The organism is Catenulispora acidiphila DSM 44928, from assembly GCF_000024025.1.
Classification (GTDB): Bacteria; Actinomycetota; Actinomycetes; order Streptomycetales; family Catenulisporaceae; genus Catenulispora; species Catenulispora acidiphila.
The window spans coordinates 4089656-4116500 of the sequence record NC_013131.1; the positions used below are offsets into that span (position 1 = coordinate 4089656).

Annotated in this window: 21 protein-coding genes; 15 read left to right on the plus strand and 6 right to left on the minus strand. The window is 69.6% G+C overall.

The genetic code is table 11. The features are described 5' to 3' along the window. The first annotated feature begins 65 nt into the window (after window positions 1-65). Both CACI_RS18170 and CACI_RS18175 read left to right on the plus strand, forming a co-directional pair. Complete coding sequence (locus tag CACI_RS18170; RefSeq protein WP_015792287.1) at window positions 66-656, plus strand: UbiX family flavin prenyltransferase; 591 nt, start codon at window positions 66-68, stop codon at window positions 654-656. Window positions 657-715: 59 nt separating this feature from the next. After that, entirely contained in the window at window positions 716-2191 is a 1476-nt protein-coding gene (locus tag CACI_RS18175) for a UbiD family decarboxylase (protein WP_223297571.1), read from the plus strand. Window positions 2192-2480: 289 nt separating this feature from the next. Here the strand turns inward: CACI_RS18175 and CACI_RS18180 are convergent, their stop codons facing one another. After that, the gene (locus CACI_RS18180) at window positions 2481-3134 is read right to left on the minus strand and encodes an MOSC domain-containing protein (protein WP_015792289.1); all 654 of its coding nucleotides are present in this window, start codon (window positions 3132-3134) and stop codon (window positions 2481-2483) included. A gap of 115 nt (window positions 3135-3249) precedes the next feature. On the opposite strand from CACI_RS18180, the gene CACI_RS18185 reads away from it, so the two are divergent. Continuing rightward, entirely contained in the window at window positions 3250-3648 is a 399-nt protein-coding gene (locus CACI_RS18185) for a hypothetical protein (RefSeq protein ID WP_041540315.1), read from the plus strand. A 505-nt stretch (window positions 3649-4153) separates the two neighbouring features. Here the strand turns inward: CACI_RS18185 and CACI_RS18190 are convergent. Further along, window positions 4154-4753, minus strand: a complete 600-nt coding sequence (locus CACI_RS18190; RefSeq protein WP_015792291.1) for a TetR/AcrR family transcriptional regulator — start codon at window positions 4751-4753, stop codon at window positions 4154-4156. Between the two features lie 118 nt (window positions 4754-4871). Here CACI_RS18190 and CACI_RS18195 point away from each other — a divergent pair, with 118 nt between their 5' ends. Further along, on the plus strand, window positions 4872-6047 hold the full coding sequence (locus tag CACI_RS18195; protein ID WP_015792292.1) for an epoxide hydrolase family protein: 1176 nt from the start codon (window positions 4872-4874) through the stop codon (window positions 6045-6047). A gap of 100 nt (window positions 6048-6147) precedes the next feature. Here the strand turns inward: CACI_RS18195 and CACI_RS18200 are convergent, their stop codons facing one another. Continuing rightward, the gene (locus CACI_RS18200; RefSeq protein WP_041540316.1) at window positions 6148-12177 is read right to left on the minus strand and encodes a VWD domain-containing protein; all 6030 of its coding nucleotides are present in this window, start codon (window positions 12175-12177) and stop codon (window positions 6148-6150) included. On the opposite strand from CACI_RS18200, the gene CACI_RS18205 reads away from it, so the two are divergent. Further along, a complete protein-coding gene (locus tag CACI_RS18205) occupies window positions 12170-12682 on the plus strand; it encodes a hypothetical protein (RefSeq protein ID WP_143765289.1) in 513 nt (170 codons plus the stop codon). The two genes, CACI_RS18200 and CACI_RS18205, sit on opposite strands and share 8 nt — an antisense overlap. 78 nt (window positions 12683-12760) lie before the next feature. Here CACI_RS18205 and CACI_RS18210 read toward each other — a convergent pair whose 3' ends face one another. Together CACI_RS18210 and CACI_RS18215 are read right to left on the minus strand one after the other, a co-directional pair. Further along, on the minus strand, window positions 12761-13840 hold the full coding sequence (locus CACI_RS18210) for a hypothetical protein (protein ID WP_015792294.1): 1080 nt from the start codon (window positions 13838-13840) through the stop codon (window positions 12761-12763). Between the two features lie 54 nt (window positions 13841-13894). Beyond that, window positions 13895-14377 (minus strand): DUF6328 family protein, encoded by a 483-nt coding sequence (locus CACI_RS18215; protein WP_015792295.1) that lies wholly within the window; start codon window positions 14375-14377, stop codon window positions 13895-13897. Between the two features lie 189 nt (window positions 14378-14566). On the opposite strand from CACI_RS18215, the gene CACI_RS18220 reads away from it, so the two are divergent. Next, window positions 14567-15043, plus strand: a complete 477-nt coding sequence (locus CACI_RS18220; RefSeq protein WP_015792296.1) for an SRPBCC family protein — start codon at window positions 14567-14569, stop codon at window positions 15041-15043. 52 nt (window positions 15044-15095) lie between these two features. On the opposite strand, the gene pdxR is transcribed toward CACI_RS18220, so the two are convergent. Continuing rightward, window positions 15096-16499, minus strand: a complete 1404-nt coding sequence (pdxR, locus tag CACI_RS18225) for a MocR-like pyridoxine biosynthesis transcription factor PdxR (RefSeq protein ID WP_015792297.1) — start codon at window positions 16497-16499, stop codon at window positions 15096-15098. Between the two features lie 202 nt (window positions 16500-16701). On the opposite strand from pdxR, the gene CACI_RS18230 reads away from it, so the two are divergent. The 9 genes from CACI_RS18230 to CACI_RS18270 all read left to right on the plus strand — a co-directional run bounded on the left by CACI_RS18230 (window position 16702) and on the right by CACI_RS18270 (window position 26789). Continuing rightward, on the plus strand, window positions 16702-18168 hold the full coding sequence (locus tag CACI_RS18230) for an anthranilate synthase component I family protein (RefSeq protein WP_223297572.1): 1467 nt from the start codon (window positions 16702-16704) through the stop codon (window positions 18166-18168). Continuing rightward, on the plus strand, window positions 18165-18755 hold the full coding sequence (locus CACI_RS18235) for an anthranilate synthase component II (RefSeq protein ID WP_015792299.1): 591 nt from the start codon (window positions 18165-18167) through the stop codon (window positions 18753-18755). Before CACI_RS18230 ends, CACI_RS18235 begins: the two co-directional genes overlap by 4 nt. Window positions 18756-18770: 15 nt before the next feature. After that, window positions 18771-20192, plus strand: coding sequence for a phenylacetate--CoA ligase family protein (locus CACI_RS18240; RefSeq protein ID WP_015792300.1), 1422 nt, complete (start codon window positions 18771-18773; stop codon window positions 20190-20192). Beyond that, window positions 20182-20898, plus strand: coding sequence for a prephenate dehydratase domain-containing protein (locus CACI_RS18245; RefSeq protein WP_015792301.1), 717 nt, complete (start codon window positions 20182-20184; stop codon window positions 20896-20898). Before CACI_RS18240 ends, CACI_RS18245 begins: the two co-directional genes overlap by 11 nt. A 7-nt stretch (window positions 20899-20905) precedes the next feature. Next, complete coding sequence (locus tag CACI_RS18250; RefSeq protein ID WP_015792302.1) at window positions 20906-22192, plus strand: amidohydrolase family protein; 1287 nt, start codon at window positions 20906-20908, stop codon at window positions 22190-22192. Window positions 22193-22260: 68 nt separating this feature from the next. Next, window positions 22261-23010 (plus strand): B3/B4 domain-containing protein, encoded by a 750-nt coding sequence (locus CACI_RS18255; protein WP_015792303.1) that lies wholly within the window; start codon window positions 22261-22263, stop codon window positions 23008-23010. Window positions 23011-23030: 20 nt separating this feature from the next. After that, window positions 23031-24254 carry an ATP-grasp domain-containing protein gene (locus tag CACI_RS18260; RefSeq protein ID WP_015792304.1) on the plus strand — a complete coding sequence of 408 codons (1224 nt, stop codon included), beginning with the start codon at window positions 23031-23033 and terminating at the stop codon, window positions 24252-24254. Beyond that, complete coding sequence (locus tag CACI_RS47945) at window positions 24251-25609, plus strand: MFS transporter (RefSeq protein WP_015792305.1); 1359 nt, start codon at window positions 24251-24253, stop codon at window positions 25607-25609. Before CACI_RS18260 ends, CACI_RS47945 begins: the two co-directional genes overlap by 4 nt. Then, a complete protein-coding gene (locus CACI_RS18270; RefSeq protein WP_263053487.1) occupies window positions 25545-26789 on the plus strand; it encodes a TrpB-like pyridoxal phosphate-dependent enzyme in 1245 nt (414 codons plus the stop codon). Before CACI_RS47945 ends, CACI_RS18270 begins: the two co-directional genes overlap by 65 nt. Window positions 26790-26845 lie beyond the last annotated feature (56 nt).

The window sequence follows — 26845 nt, forward strand, 5'->3', positions numbered from 1 at the left end:
CCCCGAGTCGACGTGCCGCGAAGCTGATCGCGTCACGAAACCACGGGATCGAAGGCGGGACAGCGATGATCGGCTCCGGCCGGCTGGTGGTGGGGATCAGCGGGGCTACGGGGATCGCCTATGGGATCAAAGTGTTGGAACTGGCGCGAAAAGCAGGTGTGGAAACACATCTGGTGGTGACTCCCGCCGGACAACAGACCCGCGCCTACGAAACGGATCTGGACGCCCGCGACCTCGCGGCGATGGCCGACGTCGCCTACCGGCCGGCCGACATCGGCGCCGCGATCGCCTCCGGCTCCTTCCGGACCGCCGGGATGATCGTCGCGCCGTGCTCGATCAGAACCCTGTCAGCCATCGCCTACTCCAACGGCGACAACCTGCTGACCCGCGCTGCCGACGTCACCCTCAAGGAACGGCGCCGCCTGGTCCTGATGGTGCGCGAAACGCCGCTGACGCTGGGACATCTGCGTGCCATGACCGCCGTCACCGAGTCCGGCGGCATCGTCATGCCTCCCGTCCCGGCCTTCTACCTGAACCCGGCAAGTGTCGCGGACATCGTCGAGCACACCGCCGGACGCGCCCTGGACCTGCTCGGCATCGACGTGCCCGACCTGCCGCGCTGGGGCGAGAGCGCGGACAGCGCGACCAACGGATGAGGTGAGCTCCACCTCCTCAACCCGCATTGAAAGGCAGAACCTTGACACACCTGCGCAGCTTGCGTGAGTTCATCGAAGCGCTGGATGAGATCGGCGAGATCCAGCGGATCGACCGCGAGGTCGACTGGAACCTGGAGGCCGGCGCGATCACCCGCCGGTCCTACGACCTGCGCGCGCCGGCGCCGCTGTTCACCAACCTCACCGGGTATCAGGGAACTGGTTTCGCCCTGCTCGGCGCACCCGGCGCGCTTTCCGGTCCGGAGCACCGCCTGGCGCGGATGGCGCTCGCGGTCGGACTGCCGGCCACCGCGACCGGGCAGCAGATCGTCGAGGTGCTGGCCGACGCCCGCGCCAAGCCGGGCATCCCGCCGGTCGTCGTGGACAAGGCCGGCGCGCCGTGCAAGGAGAACATCCTCACCGGCGAGGACATCGACCTGTTCGCCTTCCCCACGCCGCTGATCCACGGCAACGACGGCGGACGCTACATCCAGACGTACGGCATGAACATCGCCAAGACGCCCGACGGTTCCTGGACCAACTGGTCGATCAACCGCATGATGATCGCCGATAGGAACACCCTCGCGTGCCTGATCCCCGCGCCGCAGCACCTGGGCATCATCCGCGCGCAGTGGACGCAGATCGGGGAGCCGATGCCGATCGCCCTGGCCGTCGGCGTCGAACCCGGGCTGCCGTGGGTGGGCGGCATGCCGATCCCCGAGGGCATGGACGAGACGCACTACCTCGGCGCGCTGTTCGGCGAGGGCATCGAGCTGGTCCCGGCGGAGAGCGTCGATCTGCTCGTCCCGGCCACCGCGGAGATCGTCGTCGAGGGCTACATCTCCCTGGACGAGACCGTCATGGAAGGCCCGTTCAACGAGTTCCCCGGCTACATCGCCACCGACGCGACGCCGAAGCAGGTCTTCCACGTCACCGCGATCACCCACCGGGACGGCGCGATCCAGCCGATCGTCGCCGCCGGCCCGCCGGTGGAGGAGAACCACACCATCATCGGCACCACCAGCGCCGCAGAGATCCTCTACCTGCTGCGCGAAGCAGACCTCCCCATCTCCTCCGCCTGGTACAACTACGAAGCAGCCGTGCACTGGCTGACCCTGGCCGTCCGCCAGGACTGGCACACCGCCACAGGCCTGTCCTCGACCGACCTCGTCCAGAAGATCGCGGACATCATCTTCACCGGCAAGCCCTCAGTGAACGCACCGAAGATCCTGCTGGTCGAGGACGACGTCGACATCACCGACCTGGAGCAGGTCGTCTGGGCCTTCGCAACCCGCTCGCACCCCGACGTGAACCGCGGCGAATTCCACTTCCCACCCAAGGTCAGCGACCAACTCGCGGTCTACCTCTCCCCCGAGGAGGCCCACACCTTCATGGCCGGAAAGGTCATCTACAACTGCCTCCTCGCCGACCTCTTCCCCGAGGGCGCCCGCCCCATCAAGGGCAGCTTCGAGAACGGCTGGCCCGCCGAGATCCAGCAGCGTGTCCTGGAGAATTGGCAGGCCTACGGGTACCGCTGAAGCGCTGGCTGCAGTGCTGCCACCGCCAGCGTCGCTCCGAGTGCCGCCATGGCGGCGCCGCTCCCACCAGACCACTGAGTCGCTCGCGGAGGCGTGGATTTCCAGTACGGCTAGTGGGCCCACGGCATAGGCCAGGGAGACGGAGCCGTTGAAGGTGCCGATTCAGGCGCCTCGCTGGAGGGCTGGGGCGAGGTCGGCGGCCCGTGCCTCGGCGGGGGTCCAGGCGATCTCGCCGAAGGTCCGGGCCCAGGCGCTGATCACTTGCTTCGCGGCTAGTCAGACTCTTGCTCTACTCGGACTCAGATTCGCCGCCCAGCCGTTTCCGCGCCGTGTCAGCGAGCGATTCGACCATCAGCAGCCGCGGCAGCAGGTCCCGCGCGGTCGTCAGCGCGCGGAACGACTCGCCGACGCTGACGCCGTGCGAGGGTTGGTCGAGCACGGTGACCGAGTCCCCGGCGCGAACCTGTCCCTGCTCGACGACCCGCAGGTAGGCGCCGGGAGCCGCCCGCTTCGTGAATGTCTTGATCCACCCCTGCTCGCCGAGCCATCCGGCGAACGTCCGGCACGGAATCCGTGGCGCGGTCACCTCCAGCAGCGCCGACCCGATCCGCCACCGCTCGCCGACGATCGCACCGGTGACATCGAGTCCTGATGTGGTGAGGTTCTCGCCGAAGACGCCGTTGTCGAGCACGCGGCCCAGCGTGGAGGCCCACTCGTCCAGATCCTCGCGCGCGAAGGCGTACACCGCCTGCGTCACCCCGCCGTGGAACCGCGTGTCGCACAGCACGTCGCCAGCCAATCCACTGCCACCGCGACCGGGAACCGTGACCTGCACCGGCCCGGAAGCCGGCCGCTTGTCGATACCTGTGAAGCCGACATCGGAGTGCTCGGTGGGCCGCGCCGGCCCGACGTTTACCGACACGACCAGGGGAAGCGTCTCCATGACCCGACGATACCCGTCAGCACCCGACACCACCCGGCCGAAACCCGTGGCGGGAATCCGGCTGATGACACCGGATTGACGGCGATTTGAGGCCGCCCGCGATCACACTGGACGCATGATGAGTCCCCGAATCGCCGCGCGCCTGCTCGTCGCCGTCGCGAGCCTTGGCGGAGTCGCCGCACTCGCCGTTCCCGCCTCTGCGGCTCCAGCCGCCGCCACAGGCAGCTGCTTCTTCTACGACAACCAGAACAACCAGCCAGGCGCCTGCGCCGATGAAACGACCAACTACTCCCAAGGCGACGTCGGCATCTGGAACGACCCCAACAACCCCACGGCGCGCCTGGCCACCGGCACGGCCGGCCAGGTCTTCAAGACGTTCGACTACGTCCCCACCGGCCAGTCGACGACCTGCACCAACGGCGCGACGACGACCTACTGGTACCACGGCACGGACCTGGCCAGCGGACAGACCGGCTGGGTACCCGACTGCTACCTCAACGGCGAGCCGAGCTGACGAAAGAGCACGGAGGGAGGACCTCGGGGCCTCGGGACCTCCGGACCTCGGGAGCGGCCCTCCTTCTCAGATCCTTGCGGCGCGCGGACAGCTTGGCCCGCCGGGCACAACGGCAGCCGTAATGCGAGGAGAACCGAAGCCGGTCACTCAGCGCCAGAAAACTCCGCTTCAGAGTCGGCGGCCTCGCTCCAGCGCTCCAGTGCCGCGCGGGCTGGTCAGAGCGTGCCCGCTGCCGCTCGCGACCAGGTAGGCGGCTTTGCTCGTGTGCCTCAGTGCCGCGCGAGCTGATCGGTGTGCTTTGCCGCTCGCGATCAGGTAGGTGGCTTTGCTCGTGTGTTTCAGTGCTGCGCGGGCCGATCAGTGTGTGCTGCCGCTGGCGATCAGGTCGGCGGCCTTGCTCGTGTGCTTCAGTGCCGCGCACGCCGATCGATGCGTGCTACCGCTGGCGATCAGGTCGGCGGTCTTGCTCGTGTGCTTCAGTGCCGCTCGGGCTGGTCAGTGTGCGCTACCGCTGACGATCCGCGAGGGCGGTGGCGCGCGCTTCGGGGACGCCGAGGATGAGGAGGCTTGTGATGGTTGCGGCGCGGGCGTTGAGGGTTGGGTTGGAGAGGCTGCTGTCGGCGATGGCGAATACGGCGGCGTAGGCGACCTGGCTGAGGACCGTTGGGGGGAGGTGTCGTCCGAACACCTGGTGGTCCTGGCCTCGGTGTACGAGGTTGGCGAGGATTTCGTCGACTGGTCCTAGGAGGGCGTGGATCTCTTCGCCGTATTCGCCGCGTCGGAGTGCTAGGAGGACTCGGTAGCGGCGGGCTAAGGGCCAGAGGTGGGTGATGAAGTCGGTCCAGACTTCTTCGGGTGGTGCCTGTGCGGCGTTGACTTGGGTGAGTACGGCTACGACCTCGTCCACGGCGCGTCGGGCGAGGGTGTGCACGAGGTCGGCGCGGGCGGGGAAGTAGCCGTAGACGGTGCGGCGGACCACGCCGGCGGCGGAGGCGATGTCGGCCATGCCCGCGTCGGGGTTCTGGCCCAGGAGCTCGAGGGCGACGTCGAGGATGCGGTTCCGGGTTTCGTTCATGGCGCGCGCCCGGGCGGATTCGGTCTGCACCTCCTCATCATTGCACGGTGGTGTGCAATGGGGTACGTTGCACAGTGATGTGCATTGCACACTGGTGTGCAGCGGATCGCCGCACCACCGCGCAACACGTAGTCAGGAGCGCAAGGCCATGACCGCATCGACGTCCGCATCCTCAGACTCACCCTCAGACCTGGTCCGTCCGTTCACCGTCGCGATCTCCGACGCCGAGATCGAGGACCTGAAGCAGCGGCTGGCCAGGACGCGCTGGCCGAATCCGGAGACCGTCCCCGACTGGTCGCAGGGAGTCCGCCTGGAGAACGCCAGATCGCTCGTCGACTACTGGGAGCGAGAATACGACTGGCGCCGATTCGAAGCGGAACTTAATAGTTTTCCCCATTTCCTGACCACGATCGATGGGCTCGACATTCACTTCATTCATGTCAAGTCCAAGAATCCGAATGCGATGCCTCTGATCTTGACGCACGGCTGGCCGGGGTCGATCGTCGAATTCCTGAAACTGATCGGCCCGCTGACCGACCCGGTGTCCTTCGGAGGAACCATCGAAGATTCCTTCGACGTCGTCATCCCGTCGCTGCCCGGGTTTGGGTTCAGTCAAAAGCCGACCGATACGGGCTGGACTGTTTCCCGTATCGCAGGCGCGTGGGCGGAACTCATGAAGCGTCTTGGCTATACGAGCTGGGCTGCTCAAGGCGGCGATTGGGGCGCGGTCGTTACTACCGCCCTCGGAGCGATGCAGCCTGAGGGCCTTCTCGGGATTCACTTGAACACTCAATACGCTTTCCCTGCGCAGATACCTGACACGCTGTCGCCCGAAGAGCGCTACGCCGTGGACACCCTCGCGCATTACCTCGGTGATCTCGGCGGATCCAACCACCTTCAGGGCACGAAGCCGGAGACCGTCGGCATCGCTCTCGCGGACTCCCCGGCCGGGCAAGCCGCCTGGATCTACGAAAAATTCCAATCCAAGACGGACAATCAGGGACTCGCCGAACAGGCTATCGGCATCGACGACATGCTCGATGCGATATCTCTGTACTGGTTCACCAACAGCGCCGCGTCGTCCGCCCGCATCTACTGGGAGAACAAGGCGAGCAGCATGGCCGGCCCGAAGCTGGCGCTGCCCGTGGCGGTGACGGTCTTCCCCCGCGACATCCCGCGCCTTCCGCGAACCTGGATCGAAGACACCTACACGAACCTGATCCACTACGGCGAGGCTGCCCAGGGCGGACACTTCGCAGCATTGGAACAGCCCGAGATTTTGATCGGCGAAATCCGCGCCGGCCTCAGGAGCCTCCGTTCCTGAACTCGACGGATGTTCCGGGGGACGGGACAGACAGATCGGGCCGGGCCCGCCCGACGGCGGACCCGGCCCGATCAGCGTGCTGCGATCAGGACCCGGCGGATCAGGCCGCGGTCACCTTCACCCCCAGCGATCCGTACACCAGGCCCGACGGCACGATCCGTACCGTGTAGGAGCCGGCCGGCAGTGCCGTCATCGTGTACAGCGTGCCGGTGCTGCCGCAGCCGAGGCTGCCGTTCTTGAGTTGGGTACCGGTGTGGTCGAAGAGGTAGTAGGCCATTGATGTGGTGCCGCAGGTGCCTCCGGTGATCGTCGTGGCGCCGGCCAGTGTCACGTTCTTGGCCGCCGTGGTGGTGAAGGCGATCGAGGTGGCTTGGCCCGCGACGGTCGTCTTCACCGACGTCAGCGTGCCGGTGGTGGGCGCGGTCGCCGATGAGGCGGTCGCGCCGAAGACCTGGGCGGTGTACTTGCCGGTCTGCGGACCGGGCGGGACGATCACCACCTTGTAGGAGCCGGCGGCCAGGGTCGCGGTGAAGAGTTGGCCGGCGCTGCCGCAGCTGAGGCTGACGTTCTTCACCTTGGTGCCGGTGCTGTCGTAGAGGTAGTAGTGCACTGACGTGTAGTTGCAGTTGGCGGTGATCGTCGAGGAACCGGCGATCATGACGGCCTGGCTGGTCGGGACGGTGAAGCCGAACGCCGCCGCGCGGCCGGCGATCGTGGTGGTCGCCGAGACCGGGGCGCCGGTCAGCGCGGCCGTGGCCGATACCGCCGTGGCGCCGAAGACCTGGGCGCCGTAGGTGCCGGTCACCGGGCCCGGCGGCACGATCAGCAGCAGGTAGGAACCGGCTGCCAGGGTCGGGGCGAACAGAACGTCCGCGCTCCCGCAGCTGAGGCTCATGTTGTTCAGCTGCGCGCCGGTGTGGTCGTACAGGTAGTAGTGCACTGACGCGTAGTTGCAGTCGCCGGTGATCGCCGAGGAGCCGGTGATCGTGACGGTCTGGGCGGTCGCCACAGTGAATCCGATGCCCACCGACCGGGACGCGGTCGTGGTGGCCACCGAGGTCGGCGTGCCGTCCAGGGCGGCGGTCGCCGGCGGTGTCGCCCCGAAGACCTGGACGCCGTAGGTACCGGCCACCGGGCCCGGCGGGACGGCGACCAGCGTGTAGGAGCCCGCCGCCAGCGTCGCGCCGTACAGCGCGGCGGACGAGCCGCAGCTGACGCTCTGGTTCTTCAGCTGGGTACCGGTGCTGTCATAGAGGTAGAACTTCACCGAGGCGTAGTCGCAGTCGCCGGTGGTGATCGTCGCGTATCCGGCGATCGTCACCGTCTGGCTGCTCGGCACCGTGAAGCGCACCGCCGCCGCCTGCGAGGCGACCGTGGTGGTCACCGCCTTGGGCGTCCCGTCCAGCGTGGCGACCGCCGGAACGCTCCCGCCGAAGACCTGGACGCCGTAGCTGCCCGTCACCGGTCCCGGCGGGACCGCCAGCACCGTGTACGACCCGGCGGTCAGGGCCTTGCCGAACAGCACGCCGGATGAGCCGCAGCTCAGGCTCGCGTTGCTCACCTGGTTGCCGGAGTGGTCGTAGATGTAGAACTTCACCGAGCTGTAGTCGCAGTCCCCGGTGATCGTTGTCGAGCCGGTGACGGTCACCGCCTGGTCGGCGGGAAGGGTGAAGCCGACCGCGACCGCCTTCGAGGCGGTGGTCGTGGTCACCGAGGCGGGCGTGCCGTCCAGTGCCGCGGTCGCCATCGACGACCCGGCGCCGAAGACCTGCACGCCGTAGGTACCCGTGACCGGCCCGGGCGGGGCGATCAACATCATGTAGGACCCCGCGCCCAGCGTCGGGGAGTACAGCACGCCCGCGCTGCCGCAGCTCAGGCTCCCGCTCTTCACCTGCGTACCGGAGTGGTCGTAGAGGTAGAACTTCACCGAGCTGTAGTCGCAGTCCCCGCTGGTGATCGCCGCGGAGCCGGTGATCGTCACCGCCTGGAGCGCCGGGTTGGTGAAGCTGACCACCGCCGACTGGGAGGCGGCTGTCGTCGTCACCGACGCCGGCGCGCCGTCCAGCGTCGCGGTCACCGCGGTCGAGGACGCGCCGAAGATCTGCACGCCCAGCTTCCCGGTGACCGGCGCCGGCGGAACGATGAGCAGGGTGTAGGACCCGGCCGGCAGCACCGGCGAGTAGAGCATCCCGGCGCTGCCGCATTGCAGGCCGGTGTGGGTGACCTCGGCGCCGGTGTGGTCGTACAGGTAGAACACCAGCGAGGAGTAGTCGCAGTCACCGCTGGTGAGGGTGGAGGAGCCGGTCACCGCGACGGTCTGGCTCGTCGGGTTGACGAAGCCGATCGCGACCGACTGCGCCGCGACGGTGGTGGTGACCACGTCCGGCGTGCCGTCCAAGGTCGCCGCCGGGGTCCCCGCGCCGCCCGCGCTGGCGAACAGGCTGTAGGTCCCGATCATCCCGCCGGAGTCCACCGCCAGCCGGTAGCTGCCGGCGGCCAGGACCCCGAGGCCGGCCACGCCGCACTTGCCGTGGGCGATCGCCGTGCCGGAGCTGTCGAGCAGCCGCCAGGTCAGCGTGGTGCTGTAGTCCAGCGTCGGGCACGAGGCGATGTCCAGCAGCACCGGCGAGCCGTCGGACGGCGCGGTGAGCGTGTACATGTCCTGCGACGCGACGGTCTCGAACCGGCCCGCGCCGGTCGCCGCCGCGCCGTTGACCACGTTCGGCGACACCGCCAGCGGGAAGGTCGCCGCGAACGACTGCGGCGCCTCGAGGTTCAGCGCGTAGCCGCCGGCCACGCCCCCGGCGCTGACCAGAAGTTGGTAGCCGCCCGCCGCCAGTGGACCGAGGCTGGAATACGAGCAGTTTCCGTTGGCGGCGCTGGCTCCGGTCGCGGTGTTGATCAGCTTCCAGCGCAGCGGCGTGGAGTAGCCGGCCGTCGGGCACGCCGTGATGTCCAGGTCCAGGAACTGGCCGTCGGTCGGCACTGTGAAGGTGTACGTGTCCTGCGAAGCGCCGGTCTCGAAGTCGCTCGCGCCCGGTGTCGCGGTCCCGTTGATGGTGTTCGCCGTCGTCGTCAGCGGCAGGGTCGCCGTGAAGGACTGCGGCGACAACAGGTCCAGGGTGTACGGGCCCGGCGTGCCGTTGGCCGCGACGAGCAGCGTGTAGGAGCCGGCCGGCAGCGTCCCGAAGTCCGCGTAGGAGCACCCGCCGTAGCCGGAGTGGACCACGGTCTGCGTCGCGGCGTCGAGCAGCTTCCAGGTGCCCGGGGAGTAGTTGTCCGACGCCGGGCACGAGCGCAGGCTCACCGCGAGCTGCTTGCCGCCGGTCGGGACGGTGAAGGAGTACATGTCCTGCGACGCGCCGTCCTCGAACACCCCCGCCCCGGTGGTGGCGGTCCCGTTCAGGGTGTTCGCCGTCACCGCCAGAGGCAAGGTCGCCGTGAATGACTGCGGAGCCTCCATGTTGACCGTGTACGGTCCGACGAGTCCCGGGCCGCGGACGGTCAGCGTGTACTGTCCGGCCGCCACGAGCCCGAGGTCCCGGTCGAGACAGACCCCTGAGGCGGTCGTGTGGCCCGCCGCGGTCGCCAGGGTCCAGGAGATGCCGTCGGACTGCCCCTCAGCGGGGCACGAGCCGATGCTGAGGTTCAGGTGCTGGCCGCCGGCCGGGACGGTGAAGGAGTACACATCCGCCGATCCGGTGTTCTCCAGCGTTCCGGCGCCCGCCGCGGCAGCGCCGTCGACGGTGCCGGCCGAGACCGCCAGCGGCAGTGCCGCGGCGAACGTCTGCGCCGGGACGAGCGTGACGCCTACGGAGATGTTGTCGACGGCCAGGCTGGTGCCGATGATGCCCCGGAAGCCCGACGGCGTCAGCTGCACCCGCATCTCGTCGCTGTACTGCGGGGTCGTCATGGTGACCCGGTAGCGCTGGTAGGGCGCGCCCTGGGCGGTCTGGCCCTGGCCCAGCGCGGTGACCGTCGCAGAGCCCGAGGACACGCTCGCCGCCGTCGGGGTGAAGGCGAGTACCGCGGTGGTCGCCAGATCCCCGACCTTCACCGTCAGGGTCTGGTTCTGGGCGTTGGCGCTGGTGATGCCGACCGCGTAGACGTCGAAGGCGACCGTGGCGCCGGAGTGGTTCGGCAGCGACGGGACGCTGAAGCTGTAACCGCTGCCGTCGAACACCGGGCCGGCCGCGGTCGTGCCGCCGATCGACTCGGTGCTGTCGGGGCGGAAGTTGCTGCCGACCGCGCCTTCGAAGTTCTCGGTCACGGTGCCGCTGGCGTCCACGGTGTGCGCGGAGTAGTCCTGAAGGACGTCGGTCACCGCCGCGGCGGCCTTGGCGTAGTTCGCGTCGCCGGTCTGGGCGACGTCGAGCATGCAGGCGTCGAACTGCGGACCCGGGGGGACCGCTTGGGCGTTGCACGCCTGGCGCGCGAGGTCCTGGTCGGACTGTGCGAAGTCGGCCAGCGTCACCACGTTCGAGGGGAACGTGAGGTCGGTGTACGCCGCGGTGTCCATGTCTTCGTCGTAGGTGAAGTCGGACTCGTTGTCCGTGAGCCGCCAGGAGTTCGCGTACGTGCCGTCGATCGTGGCGGCGGTCGGCGAGGTCAGGGGCGTGCCGTCGGCCATGACCAGGTCGTTGCCCGGGATGCCGTCGTTGTTGCCGAGCAGTCCGGTGGTCGGTATGCCCGGGGCGATGTCGAAGCCCAGGCTGCTGTCACCGAAGGCAAGGCGGGCGTTCCCCGCGCCGAAGGTCGCCACGAACTTGTTGCCGTTGCGGACCAGCGCCGCACCGTCGCCGAACTCGGTCAGCGTCTGCGACGAGGGGATCGGCACGCTGTTGACGGTCGCGACCCCATGCTGGTTCAGCTCGACGAGGGACCCGTTGATCGTGAAGACCACCGAGTCCACCACGGTGAACGTTCTGGAACCGCCCAAAGGCAGGAATCTGGCTTGGACGTCGAGGTTCAGGCTGGGGACGTGGACGACCTCGAACTCCCCTTGGTCCTGGAGGTCGTAGGCCAGTCCGTCCAGGGTCGTCATGTGCGGATCGCCGAACAGGTGCCAGTGCATCACCGCCCAGATCGCCGCCAGGACGGCCGCGGCGATCAACGGTGCCACGAACAACGCGCTGAGGGTGACGAACCCGCCGTCCAGCGCCAGCTCCGCCAGAGCCATCTCGGTGGCGTCCAACCCCAGCGCGGTCGCGTCGCCGGCGGCGATGTCGGCGGCCGCCTCGGCGACCGCGTCGGGCATGCTGTCGACCAGCGCCGCCCATTCCGCGTCGATGGCGTCCGGGGCGGCGTCCTCGGTGGCCTCCTCCAGCTCCGTCAGCGCGTCGCGGTCCAGCGAGACCATGACCGGCTTGGACAAGGGGTGGAAGGTGGGGATGAGCATCGGAGTGGTCAGGTACCACAGCTCCGGGTGGTTCCTGACGAAGTCCCAGATGTCGTCGACGCCGTTGTGGTCGGCGTCGGCGCCGATGGTCCCCTGGTAGCCGCCGTTCTGCTCGTCCTGGCCGCTGCCCTTCTGGCGCGGCGGGCAGCCCACGAAGGTCCGGGAGATCCGGATCACGCCGTCATTGGCCGGGTCGCTGTAGGTGTGGAACTGGTAGTAGGAGTGCTTGGTCGGGTCGTCCTTGCACGGCGGTTCCAGCTGGATCTTGAAGTCGTCGCTGATCGGCGTCGTGAAGTGGTATTCCACAGCCGGGTGATTGCTCACCGGCCAGTCCTGGACGTACTTCTTGACCTCCGCCACCGGGTCGTCTTTGGTGTTCCAGTTGCCCTTCATCTCCACCAGCCCGACCGGGCCGTTCGCCTTGGTGCGGTCGTACAGGAGAAGGTCCGGGCGGTTGTTCTTGTCCGGCGCCGCGGGGTCGGGCAGGATCGTCTCCCACTGCAGGTTGGCCGTGATGCCCGTCGCCGCGCTGTCGCCGTAGACGCCGGCCGCGTTCAGCTGCGCGATCACCCGCGTCTGCGCGATGTTCTCGCCCGCCAGATACAACGGCTTGCAGTCCATCTTGCTGTAGGTCGCGTCCGGTATCAGGGCGCGCGGGTCGCTGATGCAGGGCACGGTGTAGCTCCCGGTCGCCGGGTTGTACACGTAGCCCAGGGTCCGCCGCGTGGACATCGAGAGCCCGGCGATGCAGCGCGGGCCGCCCGGGTCCGGGATCGAGGTGTCGGTGCTGTTGGGGGAACAGGGCGGCAGGACGAGGTTGGGCACCACGTCGGGGGAGGAGGGCTTGGCCGGTGTGGAGGGCTTGGCGTCGTTGCGCGGCGGGGTCTGCGTCGACGGGCTTGCCGGGCTTGCCTGGGTCGTCGGCGGCGTCGAAGTCGTCGAGGGCGTCGAAGGCGTCGAAGGCGTCGAGGGCAGCGTCGACGGCGATGAAGAAGGCGCTGTTGAGCCGGGGGTGCTCGGCTGCGGCGAGCCGGGAATCGCAGGGTGCGCGTTCGCGGCGGACGGCGCGGCGCTCGACGAGTGCGGCGCGGTGGGTGTCGGTGGTGGATCTGCGTGGGCGGCGACCGTTCCGATCGGCCCGGATGTCGCGAACAGGGCTCCCGCGACGATGATGGCGAGCGAGCTCGCGAAACGACGGATTGACACCGGACGGCTCCCCGAATCAGGCACACATTAGTTCGACTTTCGTAAAGTCTGTCAGTGCCCTAATGGCGGGTCAATGCGCTGCGATCGCCTCCACGCCAGGCTGAGGCCGCTATCGGAGATCGTCGGGGGATGCCAGGGCCCTGCCGAAATCCGCTCGGGCTTTGTCCACGGTCGAGTTCGCAGGTCCGCCGGGCCGGAGCCACTCGGCCAGATCCGAGGCCTCGACGAGGAAGCGTCCCGGTGTGACTTCCGTCACAGACCACTGTGACAGGTCCGAGACAAGACTCATATGCTCCTGGGTAAGGAGTTGGATACAGTGCGCGTCGGGAACGAGCCGGCTCCACAGGTTCGCGTGCACGCGCAAGACAGCCGCGCCGATCTCCGGCCACAGCGGCTGCAGCGGCTGCAGCGCCCGGCCGCGGTCGTCCCAGGAATAGACCTGGTACGGAGTCGGCGCCACGAAAGCGAAGGACGCCTGCGCGGCCTCGGCGAGGATCGCCGCGCGCGCCCGGTCGACCTGGGCCGCTGGCGAGGCGGCCGGGTCATAGACCTGATACACCGCCTGGCCGTTCGGGTTCATGTGGACGAAAGCCGCCCGCGACGCCCCTTCGTCGGCGTAGCGCACGGCGGCTGAGGAACTGGCGAGCAACACCGAGGACAGGTGCGCCGCGACTTCGCCGCTGGTGTCCACCTGATTCATCCCGGCACTGGACAGGTAGGCATCGCCCCCGGCCTCGGACGCCCAGCGCACCGCCCGCTCACACCACTGGTCCGTCGACCTGCCGGGCGCGGGCGCGGCCAGCGCGACATACGCCGTCACCATCGGATCAGCGATCTGCGAGATCCACTCCGGCAACCCGACCAGCGGCGTGGCACGGAGATCACCGGACAAGCCACCCGCGCGCAGCACCTCGGCGAACGCCGCCAGCCACTCCGACACCGCATCCAGGTCGTACGGGTCCATCAACTTCACGGAAACACCCGCGAGAGTCGCCGTCGGCGCCGCGCCCCAGACCCGGTCCGCGGCCGCCTCGTTGGCCGCGACGACGCCCCGGGACACCGCGTCCGACACCGCCGGACCCGCGGTACCGACAGGTGCGAACTCCACGCGCACGTCGTCGTACCCGTTGTCCTCCAACTGGCGCAGAATGCCGGCAAGGTCGATACGGACATCGTCGTGGTTCGCCATGCCGCCCAAAGTACCGGCGCGCAGCGGCCTACGAGACGAGCGCTGTGCGCGGGCTCAGCGGCGTCGAAGAGCCCACGGGAACACGAACCACAAAGCGAGGAAGGCCACTGCGACGACAGCGGTGATGACCGAAGCCGCGATCCGGCCGATGACCACGTCGATGATCAGGAACACCGCGCAGTCCAGGGCGATGGACAAAAGCAGCATGCCCAGTCGCGCGCAGTGCGTGGACAAGATGACGACCTGCTCCTTCATGCCGCTGCGGAACAAGCCGCGATGGATGGCGACCGGCGTCGCCAACACGGCCACCGATATCACGGACATCAAAAGCGCGGCGATATAGACGTACTGCTGTGTGGCGGAGAGCTGCGTGAAGCGCGCGGTGAATGCGACGCTGAGCAAAAACGCGAAAATGATTTGGACACCGGTCTGGAGCACTCGCAATTCCTGCAAAAGCTCCACCAAATTCCGGTCGGCCCTTTCGTCGGCTGTCTCATGGCGGCTCGGCGATCCGGTGTCTCGCTTGTCGACGGCCATAGCGGTTTCCTTGACGAGCCGATTTTCCCTCGGTCATCAAGCCATATGACCAAGCTCCTGACAACCAAACACCGTCGGGCGGGTGCGGAGGGCCGACAGGGCCGTTGTTTGACCCCGGAGCCGTCGGGCACCCGCACTCGGTGCGGCACCGGGCCGCAGAAGAAATCAGCAGGACGAAGGAGACGCTCTATGGGTGACGTCACCGAATCGGTCGATGTGAACGTGCCTGTCAGCACCGCGTACAACCAGTGGACCCAGTTCGAGACCTTCCCGCAGTTCATGGACGGTGTGGAGTCGGTCGCGCAGATCGACGCGCGCCGCACCCACTGGGTCACCAAGGTCGGCGGCGTCCGCCGCGAGTTCGACGCCGAGGTGACCGAGCAGCATCCCGACGAGCGCATCGCGTGGAAGAGCATCGGCGGGGACACCGGCCACGCCGGCGTCGTGACCTTCCACCGCCTCAACGACGCCGAGACCCGGGTCACCATCCAGCTGTCCTGGGAGCCCCAGGGCCTGGTGGAGAAGGCCGGCAGTGTCTTGCAGGTGGACGATCACCAGGTCAAGGCCGACGCCAAGCGGTTCAAGCAGTTCATCGAGGAGCGCGGCACCGAGACCGGGCAGTACCGCGGCGAGCAGGCGGCTCCGGGCACGCCCGGAGCCTGGTGAGTTCTGCCGCTGAAGGCATCTGCCGCTGACAGCGTTGGGATGAGCTACGCCGTCATCTGACCGCACACGAGCGGTAGATGTCCCCCAGCGCCGTCAGTGCCGTCTGCAGGCCCTTGCCGTCTATCGTGGCGTAGCCGAGGACCAGGGCCGGCGGGCGGGTGCGGTCGTCCAGCGTGTAGAAGGCGCCGCCGCGGATGAGGATCGAGCGGTTGCGGGCCTCGCGGACGAGGACTTGTTCGTCCATATGCGATGGCAGGGTGACGAAGGCCTGGATACCGCTGTCGCCGCCGAGCATGTGGGCGCCCGGGAAGTGTTCAGCGACCATGGTACGGATCAGGGCCCTGCGCTTGTGGGATTCGGTGCGCAGGGCTCGCTGGTGGCGGTCGTAGGCGCCGGTGGCGACGAAATGGGCGAAGGCCAGCTGTTCCAGGCCTGAGCAGCCGATGTCCCAGCCCGCGCGGACCGCCTCGACGCCGGACATCACCTCCGGGGGGCCCGCGATCCAGCCCAGGCGCAGCGCCGGTGCCAGGACCTTGCTGACGCTGCCGGCGTAGACGACGCGGTCCGGGGCGAGGTTCTGCAGCGACGGGACGCGGTCGGCGCGGTCGAGGTAGGCGCAGTCGAAGTCGTCTTCCAGGATGTAGCCGTCCACCTTGCGGGCCCACTCGATCAGCTGTGCGCGGCGGGCCGGGGACAGGCGCACGCCGGTGGGGAACTGGTTGCCCGGCGTCGTCAGGACGGCACGCGCCGGGCTGCGCTCCAGCAGGTCCACGCGCAGCCCTTCGGCGTCCACCGGGATGCCGACCGGGCGTAGGCCCGCGCTGGCGATGAACTCGCGCTCGCCGGGGTGGCTGGGGTCCTCCACGCCCAGGTCCCGGTGGCCGTTTTCCCGCAGCATCGCGCACAGCAGGGCCAGCCCTTGGGCGAAGCCGGCAGTGATCATCAGGTTCTGCGGGCTGATCCGGACGCCGCGGGTGCGGCCCAGATGCCCGGCCAGAACGTGGCGCAGGTGCGGCGCGCCGCTGAGCGGGGCGTAGCCGAGTTCGGCCCGCCCGGCCTGGGCCAGGGCCGCGGTCACCGAGCGCACCCACTCCCGGCGCGGGAAGGCGTCCAGGTCAGAGGTACCGGTGCGCAGGTCCCACGCCGATTCCGTGCGCTCCGGCAGGGCCCTGGTGAGCGCCGAAGCGGCGCCCGAGGGCCGGCCGATGCCGTTGGCGACCCGGGTCCCGGAGCCGCGGCGGGTCGCCAGGTAGCCCTCGGCGACCAACTGCTCGTAGGCCTCCACCACGACGCTGCGCGAGACCGCCAGATCGGCGGCCAGCTGGCGGCTTGACGGCAGCGGCGAGTCCTCGCCCAGGGAGCCGTCCTCGATGAGCCGGCGCAGGCTGCCGCGGACCTGTTCGGACAGGGGGAGGGCCGATTCGCGATCGACGGTGAGTGAGAGGTCTGTGGCCAAGTGGTCTGCTCCCGACGGGTCGAAGTGGTCTGTACTGCCGATTCAGGCATCTGATTTAGTCAAGTCGAGAAAGCGTTCGATCTGCGTGCACATATCGGCTTGTTCATGCGCCGTTCCGGCTCCGAGCTGATGTGCGTTCAGATACACGGGGTATTCCAGAAAGGCGGCAACGGCCGTGCTCTCGCCATCGATCCCGGTCCGGGTGACCGTTACCGAATTGCCAGGCGGCAATCCCCTTCAAACCTATGAAGAACTGCTGCGCGATCGGCCTGGCCACGACGTGTTCCTCTTCGAGAGTCCGGCCGGTCCGGTCCAGGACCGGCGCTGGGCGGCGGTCGGCTGGGACCGGCTCGCCGAGATCCGGCTGTACGCCGGACGCGTCGAGCTGACCGCCGGGGCCGCTCTCGGAGATCTGCTCGCCGAGACCGTCTCGGCCGAGGCCGGGCCGCCCAAAGAAGCCTATGACGGCATCCGGGTCTGGGACGCGTCCGCCCCGGAGACCAGATGGCGCCTGCTGGCGGCGATCACCGAGGCCTTCGACGTCGACACCGACCTGGGCCAGGACACCTTCGCCTTCGGATTCCTGACCGTCCTGTCCTACGAGGCCGCCTGGGACATCGAGGACATCCCGCAGACCCAGCAAGACGCTGACATGCCCCGGTGCACCCTGGCCCTGTTTCGGAACACGGTCTGGTACGACCAGCACAGCGGCGGGGTGCGCCTGCTGTCCGCCTCCGGCCCGCACTTCCCCGCGGCCGGGAGTGAGCAAGCTCTCACGCCGGCCGCCGCGAGCGGGGAATCAGAGCCCTCCATCATCCCCGCCGCCCCGGCGCCGCGTTCGGTGACCGACAACGTCGAGCAGGAAACGTTCACCGGCCGCGTCGAGCGCTGCCTGCGCCACATCGGCGTCGGCGACAGCTACCAGATCCAGATCGGGCACCGGATCGACGTCGAGACCGACCTGACCCCGGTCGAGGTCTACAAAAGGCTGCGCCACCGGAATCCGTCCCCTTACATGTACCTGACGCCCTGGAGCGGCCGGACCGTGATCGGCGCCAGCCCGGAGCTGTTCTTCCGGATCGAGGGCCGCCGCATCCTCATGCGCCCCATCGCCGGGACCGCGCCGCGGGCCGCCGATCCGGCCGAGGACGAGCGCCGGGTCGCCGAGCTGCGCGCCAGCGCCAAGGAACAGGCCGAGCACGTCATGCTCGTCGACCTGTGCCGCAACGACATCGGCCGGGTGTGCGTGCCCGGCACCCTCCAGGTCGAGACCATGATGGAGGTCGAGCCCTTCGCCTACGTCCACCACCTGGTCTCCACGGTCTCCGGAGACCTCGAGGACGGCGTCGGGGTGTGGGAGGCCGTCCGCGCGACGTTCCCGGCCGGCACCATGACCGGCGCGCCGAAGGTGCGCGCCATGGAGATCATCAACGAGATCGAGGACGACCCGCGCGGCGCCTACGCCGGCGCGCTCGGCCTGATCGACGTGCGCGGCTTCGCGGTGCTCGCCTTGTGCATCCGCACCACCGTCCACGACGGCCGCGCCTACAGCACCCAGGCCTCCGCCGGCGTGGTCGCCGACTCCGTCCCGGCCTCCGAATGGCGCGAGACGCTGGCCAAGATGAGCGCCACCTACTGGGCCCTGACCGGCGAGGAGCTCCTGTCGTGAACGTCCTGATCGTCGATGCCTACGACAGCTTCTCCCACATCATCTTCCAGTATCTGCGCACCCTCGGCGCGGAGGTCGACGTGGTGCGCTCGCACACCCGCACCCCCGAGGAGCTCCTGGACAGCGCCCCGGACGCGGTCGTGCTGGGACCGGGTCCGGGCCACCCGGCCGACTCCGGGCACGTCGAACTGGTCCACGCCTTCGCCGGCCGCGTGCCGCTCCTCGGGGTGTGCCTGGGCCACCAGGCGATCGGCCTGGCCTACGGCGGGCGGATCACCGTCGCGGCGAACCTGATGCACGGCAAGACCAGCCCGATCGCGCACGACGGCGAAGGCGTCCTGCTCGGCGCCCCGCAGCCGCTGACCGTCACCCGCTACCACTCGCTGGTCGTCGACGGGGACCTGCCGCCGGAGCTGGTCGTCACCGCGACCTCGCTCGACGACGGCTACGTGATGGGCCTGCGCCACCGCGACCTGCCGGTCGAGGGCGTGCAGTTCCACCCCGAGAGCGTCACCACCGACAGCGGTCTGTCGCTGTTCGCCAACTTCCTCACCGCGGCGCGTCCCCGGCTCCAGGCCCGGATCTGAGAGGACGGAACCATCATGTGGCTTCCCACCACCGGAGACGCGGCCGGGTTCGCTGAGCGCTACCTCGCCGTGCACCGCGCCTTCTACGCCCGCACCCTCACCGAGGCCGACCACGCCGAATGGCGCGCGACCCAGCTGCGCGCCGTGCTCACCCAGGTCGCGGAGAACTCGCCGTTCTACGCCACCCATCTGAAGGACGCCGACCTGTCCGCGGCCACGCCCGAGGACCTGACCATGCTGCCCTTCACCACCAAGGGCGACCTGCGCTCGGCGATGCTCGACGTCCTGAGCCGGCCGCTGACCGACGCTCTGTTCTTCTACGAGACCACCGGAACCACCGGACCGGCCACGCCCTGCCCGCGCGACGGCCGCGAGGTCGTCGCCAGCAACGCGCACGTCACCGAGTCCTGGGCCTCGATCTTCCGGCACCACTTCGGCGACCGCGCCCCGCGCGTCGGCCTGATGGGTCCCACCGAGGTGCACTCCTTCGGCGACACCCTCGGCGACGTCGCGCAGAACACCGGCGCCATGAACGCGAAGATCTGGCCGTACTCGCCGGTCATCGGGTTCCCCAAGGCGCTGCAGCTGATGCGGGACCTGGAGCTGGAGGTCGTCTGCTGCACGCCCGGCGTCGCGCTCACCCTGGCCAAAGCCGCCCGGCACTACGGCTACGACCTGCGCGAGGACTTCGCCGTCCGGCTGCTGTTCGTCACCGGCGAGATGTGCACCCCGGCGCTGGCGCACAACCTGGAGAGCATCTGGGGCGCCGACGTCTACAACGTCCTGTACGGCTCGCAGGAGGCCTTCGTCATCGCGACCGCCTGCAAGAACAAGCGGATGCACCTGTCGCAGACCAACTACATCGTGGAGGTCGTCGACCCCGACTCCGGCGCCTCGCTCGGTGCGCGCGGCAGCGGCGAGCTCACCGTCACGATGCTGATGGACGGCGTCAAACCGCTGGTCCGCTACCGCACCGGCGACGCCGTGGAGATCCAGGAGTCCGACTGCGCCTGCGAGATGCCCGGCGACCTGGTCCGGATCGTGGGCCGCACGCTGGACTTCATCGAGCTCGGCGAGCGCCGGTTCACCGCCGGGCAGATCGAGACCGCGGTCCTGACCGGGGTGACCGGCTCGGCCGGCTACCAGATCGTCATCGAGCACGACGACGCCGGCCGCGACCGGCTCACGGTCCGTCTGGAACTGCTCCCCGAGCTCGTCGCGGACCGCGACGCGCTCGCCGCGGCGGTCCGCGAGCAGGCAGCCGAGGGCCTCGGCGTGCCGGTGGCGGTCGAGCTGTCCGACGGCCTGGACCCGATCGTCAGCACCGGCGCGTTCGTGAGCTGGAAGGCGGCGCGCATCGTCGACCGGCGCCGCGAGCCCGACCACGAGACCCTGGTCGCCCAGAAGATGGCAGCCAACCGTGGCTATGAACGCTGAGTCCTGGCCGACCACGAACCCGCATCCGACCACGCATCCGCACCTGACCACGAACCCGCATCCGGACCCGGATCAGAACCCGCTCAGCGTCGCGGACTTCGCCGAGGATTTCGGCGCGCGCTGGAGCGAGCTGACGGCTCGCTGGGCGGCGCGGCCCGGCACCTCGGTGGCCACGCTCGGCCCGGCCGGGACCTCCAGCCACCTGGCCGCCGAGTCGCTGGCCCTGGAGCACGAGCTGCGGATCGAGCTGTTCCCGAGCTTCGAGGACGTGCTGTCCCATGTCAGCACGCGCAAGGTCGCTCTGGCTCTGGTGCCCAGCGCCTACCGGGGCGTGACCCGCTTCCACTGGCACCGGGACCTGCGGCTGGCGGCGTTCTTCCCGCTGGCCACACCCGAGTACGGGCTCGCGGTGCGCCCGGACGGCGCGCCGGCGGGCACCGGGCCGGTGTCCGTGGCGGCGATGTGGGAGGTGCGCTGGATGTACGACCAGGTGATGCCGCCCTCGCTGGCCGAGCGCGAGGTCCGCTGGATCGAGGCCGAGTCCACCCAGCACGCCGCCGCGATCACCGCCCGGGGCGGCGCCGACCTGGCGCTGACCAACGCGCCCGGCCGGCGCGCCCACGGACTGCGCTGGCTGCTCACCCGCCCGGGCGCGGAGATCATCTGGGCGCTGTTCACGCACGCGGACGACCACACGGGGAGATGAAAGGCGTATGGCACGCAAGATCCTGCTTCGCAACGGCAAGGTCCAGGAAGGGCTGGGCAAGGCCTCGCTGACCGGGCACAGTGTCCTGATCGAGGGCGACCGCATCGCCGAGATCGCCCCGGCCGGCCGGCTGCCGCTGGACTCCTCGCAGGTCGAGATCGTCGACCTGGCCGGGATGACGGTCATGCCGGGCATGACCCTGGGCCACACCCACATCGCCTACCTGAACATCCTCGACGGCCGGGAGATGCTCTTCAAATACTCCGTCCCCGAGCTCACCCTGGCCGCCGCGGAGAACGCCGGCCGCATGCTGTCCCTGGGCTACACCGCCTTCGTCGGCGCCGGCTCGGTGGCGGGCATCGACATGGCCCTGCGCAAGGCCGTCGACGCCGGGCGGCTGCGCGGGCCGCGGATCACCCCGTGCAGCCGGGACCTGATGGTCTCCGGTCCGCCGGAGCGGCGCAATCCGGAGGTCGGCAAGCGGATCCCCTCGGACCTGATGCGGCTGGCCGACACCCCCGAGGAGATGGCCGAGTACGTCAAGGGCGAGATCGCGCAGGGCGCGGAGATCGTCAAGGTCTTCTCCTCCGGCGACGACACCTTCCCCAACGGCCGCTCGCACGAGCTGCTGTTCACCGCGCAGGAGCTGGTGATCGCCGCGCGCACCGCGCACGAGAACGGCGCGCGCATCCGGGCCCACTCGCGCGGCCTGCAGGGCATCCGCAACGCGATCGCCGCCGGGGTCGACGTCATCGACCACGCCACCTACGCCGACGACGCCGCCCTGGAAGCCATCGCCGAGCAGGGCATCTTCGTGGTGCCCAGCCTCTATCAGCCGCACATGCTGCTGAGCACCGGCGCCAAGCACGGCAAGACCCCGGAGTTCCTGGAGTCGCTGGAGTTCCAGGCCGAGATCGAGAACACCCTGCGGATCCTGCCGCTGATGGTCGAGATGGGCATCCCGGTCGTCGCCGGCGACGACTTCGGCTTCGCCTGGACCCCGCACGGCGACTACGCCAAGGAGCTCCAAGCCTATGTCGACCTGGCCGGCATCCCGGCGCCGACCGTGCTGACCTGGGCCACCGCCAACGGCGCGCGGCTGGCAGGGCGCGGGGACGAAGCCGGGACCGTGCAGCGCGGCCGGCTGGCCGACCTGGTTGTCACCGACGGCGACCCGGCGCAGGACATCAGCGTCCTGAGCCGCCCCGGCGCGGTGCGCGCGGTGCTGCTCGGCGGCGATTTCGTCCTCGGTCCGCCGCGCAAGTGGTCACAAGAGAACGCCCGGAATTGGTAGCAGCAGTGCCCTGATCGACTTCCTAGGCTCACCGGCATCCGTCCATCGCTCCATACGAAAGGCACCCCATGGAGTTCCTCACCGTCTCGGTCCAGGACCGGGTTCTGGACCTGGTGCCCGGCTACGTCCTGGGATTGATCGCCGTCCCCGCGGTCGAGGTGACCCCGACGCCGCCGGAGGTTTCCGAGCTGCTCACCGCCGCCGAGGACCGGCTGCACGCGCTGGGCCTGGGCAAGGCCGAGGTCTCGGCGCTGCCGCCGATCGCGGCCTGGCGCGAGGCGTACCGGCAGGTCGGCGCCAACCCGAACAAGTTCCCGTGCGCCGCCGAGTCGCTGACCCGCCGGGTCGCCAAGGGCGACCGGCTGCCGCGGATCAACTCCCTGGTCGACCTGTGCAACACGGTGTCGCTGCACACCGGGCTGCCGGTGGCGGCCTGCGACGTCGGCGACGTCGGGCCGGAGCTGACGGTGCGGCTGGCCGCCGGCGACGAGGTCTATCTGCCCCTCGGCGCCCCGCTCACGCCCGAGCAGCCCGAGCCCGGCGAGGTGATCTACGCCGACGGCCTGGGCCGGGCGCACTCCCGGCGCTGGAACTGGCGGCAGAGCGACCTGATCAAGGCCGACGTCGGCTTTCGAAGGCTGCTGATCACGGTGGAGGCGGTGCACGACGGCGGCCGGACCGACGTCGAGGCCGCCCTGGTCCGGCTGCGGGAGCTGCTGGAAGACCGGGTCGAGGCCCTGCCGGGACCGGTGGTCCTGGACCGCTCCAACCCCACCGCGTCCCTGTTCGCCGCCGAGCTGCCGCAAGCAGCGGGCTGACCCGAGCCGAAGGAGCCATCGTGAGCCGTTCGATCCTGGTCGTCTACCGTCCCGAAGCCGGCCGCTACCTCGCGCAGTTCCGCGCGGTCGCCGAGGCGGCCGCCGACCTCGGGGTGCAGACCGTCGTCCTGCTGCCCGAAGGCGGCCAGGCCGCCGAGACCGAGGGATTCCCGACCTACCACGCCGATCTGGAGGACACCGCGGCCTTCCGGGCCGCGGTCGCCCGGGTCGTCGCCGACCACCGGCCCGAGCGGATCTTCCCGCTGTTCGAAGGGGACGTGCTGCCCGCCGCGCGGGCCCGCCGCGACCACGGCATCCCCGGGCTGACCCCGGACGAGGCGCTGAACTTCCGGGACAAGAACGTCATGCACCGCCGGGCCGAGGAGCTCGGCGTGCGCGTGGCCCGCTCCACCCGCCCGGACACCGTCGGCGCGGTCGCCGAGTTCGCCGAGCAGGTCGGCTACCCGGTGGTGGTCAAGCCCTACGCCGGATGGGCCTGCGGCAGCACCTACCGCGTCGACGACCGGGCCGCACTGGACCGGGTCTGGGCCCAGATGCGCGACGACCGGCACGAGTACCGGGTCGAGGAGTTCGTCTCCGGCGCGGAGTACCACGTCGACTCCCTGATGCGCGGCACGCAGATCGTGTTCGAGCAGCTGTCGAAGTACACGTACTCGATCCTGGAGTACAAGGACGAGCCCGGCGGCACGATCTCCCGCAAGTACGACCTCACCGAGCAGGAGCAGCGCATCGTCGGCCTCAACGCCGAGATCCTGCGCGGTTTCGGGATGGTCACCGGCGTCGCGCACGCGGAGTTCTTCCTCACCGACGCCGGCGAGGTGGTGTTCGGCGAGGTCGGCGCGCGCGCCGGCGGCGGCTCCATCGTCCCGGCGGTGATCGCCGGCCGCGGCATCAACCTGGCGGGGGAGTGGTGCCGGCTGGAGCTGGACGCGGCGCACACCCCGGACGCCGTGCTGGGACCGGAGGTCGGTACCGAGTACCTCGGCTCCTCCCGCTTCGGCACGATCACGGACATCAGCTCGCGCGCGGAGCTGATGGAGCTGGAGAACGTGCTGGACGCCGACGTGTGGAAGTCCGTGGGCGACGTGCTCGCGCCGCCCACGCGCTCCAACGACGTCCTGGGCTGGTACGTCTGCTCCGGCCGGGACTTCGAGGACATCTCGGCGCGCTTCAAGGCCGTCCGCGACGCCTTCCGGGTGCGGACCGTGACGGAGGAGGAGTGACAGGGCCCTGGTACAGGCGTCTGCGGGAGCTGCCGCTCGCGCTGCGCGTGCTGTACCTGGCCATGTTCGTCAACCGCGCGGGCATGTTCGTCTTCCCGCTGCTGGCCGTCTACCTGGTCAAGGGCAAGCATCTGGGCGCCGACCAGGCCGGGGTGCTGTTATCGGTGGGCAGCACCGGCCTGCTGGTCGGCAGCCTGCTGGCCGGGCCGCTGTGCCTGCGCTGGGGCTGCCGCTGGACCCTGGTCGGCGCGCTGCTGCTCAACGCCGCGGGCTACCTGGGGCTCGCGGTCGCCGACGGCGGGCCGTGGATCTACCCCGCGATCCTGTTCGCGGCGCTGGTCGGCATGGGCGTCTTCGGCCCGGCGAGCAACACCCTGATCGCCGACCTCGCGCCGCCGGAGCAGCGCGCGTACGCCTTCACCCTCAGCTACATGTTCAACAACCTGGGCATGGGTGTCGGACCGCTGCTGGGAGGCGTGGCGGCAGCGGTGTCGTTCTCGCTGATGTTCGCCGTGAACATCGCCGCCAGCCTCGTGGTCGCCGGGTTGCTGCTGCTGTGGGTACCCGTCGACCGGCCCGCGTCTGCCGGTGCCGCCGGTGTTGCCGGTGCCGGAATCGGGACTCAGCGCCCGGAGAAGGTCGGCTACCGCTCCCTGGGCCACCGGCATCTGTGGCTGCTGCTGGGCGCCTCGTTCTTCTACGTCGTGCCGCTGATCGGCCTGGAATACTCCGTCCCGCTGGCCGTGACCACCTCGCTGAACGCCTCGACGGCGTACATCGGCGTCGTCTACACGATCAACAGCGTCGTGATCGTCGGCTTCGGCCTCCAGGTCGAGAAGTTCATCGTCCGCCACAGCACCAGGACCCTGCTGCTGGCCGCCGGCGCGCTGTGGTCGGCGGGCCTGGTGCTGCCGGTCGTGGCGTTCTCCCTGGCGGCGCTGCTGCTGTGCACCGTCATCTGGACGCTCGGGGAGATCATCGTCTCCGTCGTCGTCCCGGCCTACATCGCCGACCAGGCCGACGAGCGCCGGGTGCCGGGCTTCATGGCCGTCAACGGCTTCGTGCTGGGCCTGGCCCGGCTCGTCGTGCCCGCCGGGCTCGGCGTGCTGTGGTCGGCCCGCGGCCACGCCCCGGTCTTCGGGGTGCTGCTGGCCGCTCCGATCTTGGGCATGGCGGCGTTCGCGCTGCTGCGCCTGCCCCACCCATCCCGACAACCAGAGGAAAGCGACCATGACCGCGACCAAGTTCCTGCTTCCCGAGGAGCAGATCCCGACCACCTGGTACAACGTGGTGCCGGACCTGCCGGACGGGTTGCCGCCGATGCTGCACCCGGGCACCAAGGAGCCGATCACTGAGTCCGACCTGGCTCCGCTGTTCCCGGCGGAGCTGATAGCCCAGGAGTTCACCAAGGACCGCGACGTCGACATCCCCGGCGCCGTGCTGGACGTCTACAAGCAGTGGCGCCCCGCGCCGCTGGTCCGGGCGCGGCGTCTGGAGCAGGCTCTGGACACCCCGGCGCGGATCTACTTCAAGTACGAGGGCGTGAGCCCGGCCGGCAGCCACAAGCCGAACACCGCCGTGCCGCAGGCGTACTACAACAAGCTGGCCGGCGTCGCCAAGCTCACCACCGAGACCGGCGCCGGGCAGTGGGGCAGCTCGCTGTCCCTGGCCTGCTCCTACTTCGGGCTGGAGTGCGAGGTCTTCATGGTGAAGATCAGCTACCAGCAGAAGCCCTACCGCCGGGGTCTGATGCAGACCTACGGCGCCACCGTGCACGCCAGCCCCAGCGAGCTCACCCAGGCCGGCCGCGACGCGCTGGCCGCCGACCCGGACAACCCCGGCAGCCTGGGCCTGGCCATCTCCGAGGCGGTCGAGGCGGCCGTGGTCGGCGGCGACGACGTCAAGTACGCGCTGGGCTCGGTGCTCAACCACGTGCTGATGCACCAGACGATCATCGGCCAGGAGGCGCGGCTGCAGCTGGAGCTGGCCGAGGACTACCCGGACATCGTGATCGGCGCGGCCGGCGGCGGCTCCAACTTCGGCGGCCTGGCGCTGCCGTTCCTGCGCGAGCAGCTGGAGGGCGGCCGGTCGGTGCGGGCCATCGCGGTCGAGCCCTCCTCCTGCCCGAGCCTGACCGAGGGCAAGTACGACTACGACTTCGGCGACACCGCCGGGCTCACGCCGCTGGCCAAGATGCACACCCTCGGGCACGACTTCCGCCCGCCGGCCATCCACGCCGGCGGTCTGCGCTACCACGGCATGGCGCCGATCATCAGCGCCCTGAAGGAGGCCGAGCTGCTGGAGGCGCGCGCCGTCCCGCAGACCGCGTGCTTCGAGGCCGGCGTGACCTTCGCCCGCAACGAGGGCATCGTGCCGGCGCCGGAGTCCACGCACGCGGTGCGGGTGGCGATCGACGAGGCGCTGCGGGCCAAGGAGGAGGGCGTGAGCCGGTCGATCCTGTTCTCGCTGTCCGGGCACGGGCACTTCGACATGCAGGCCTACGCCGACTACTTCGCCGGCGATCTGACGGACTGATCAGGACCCTGATGTTCATCCCGGTGCGGGCCCTACCGCCCGCACCGGGCCGACTT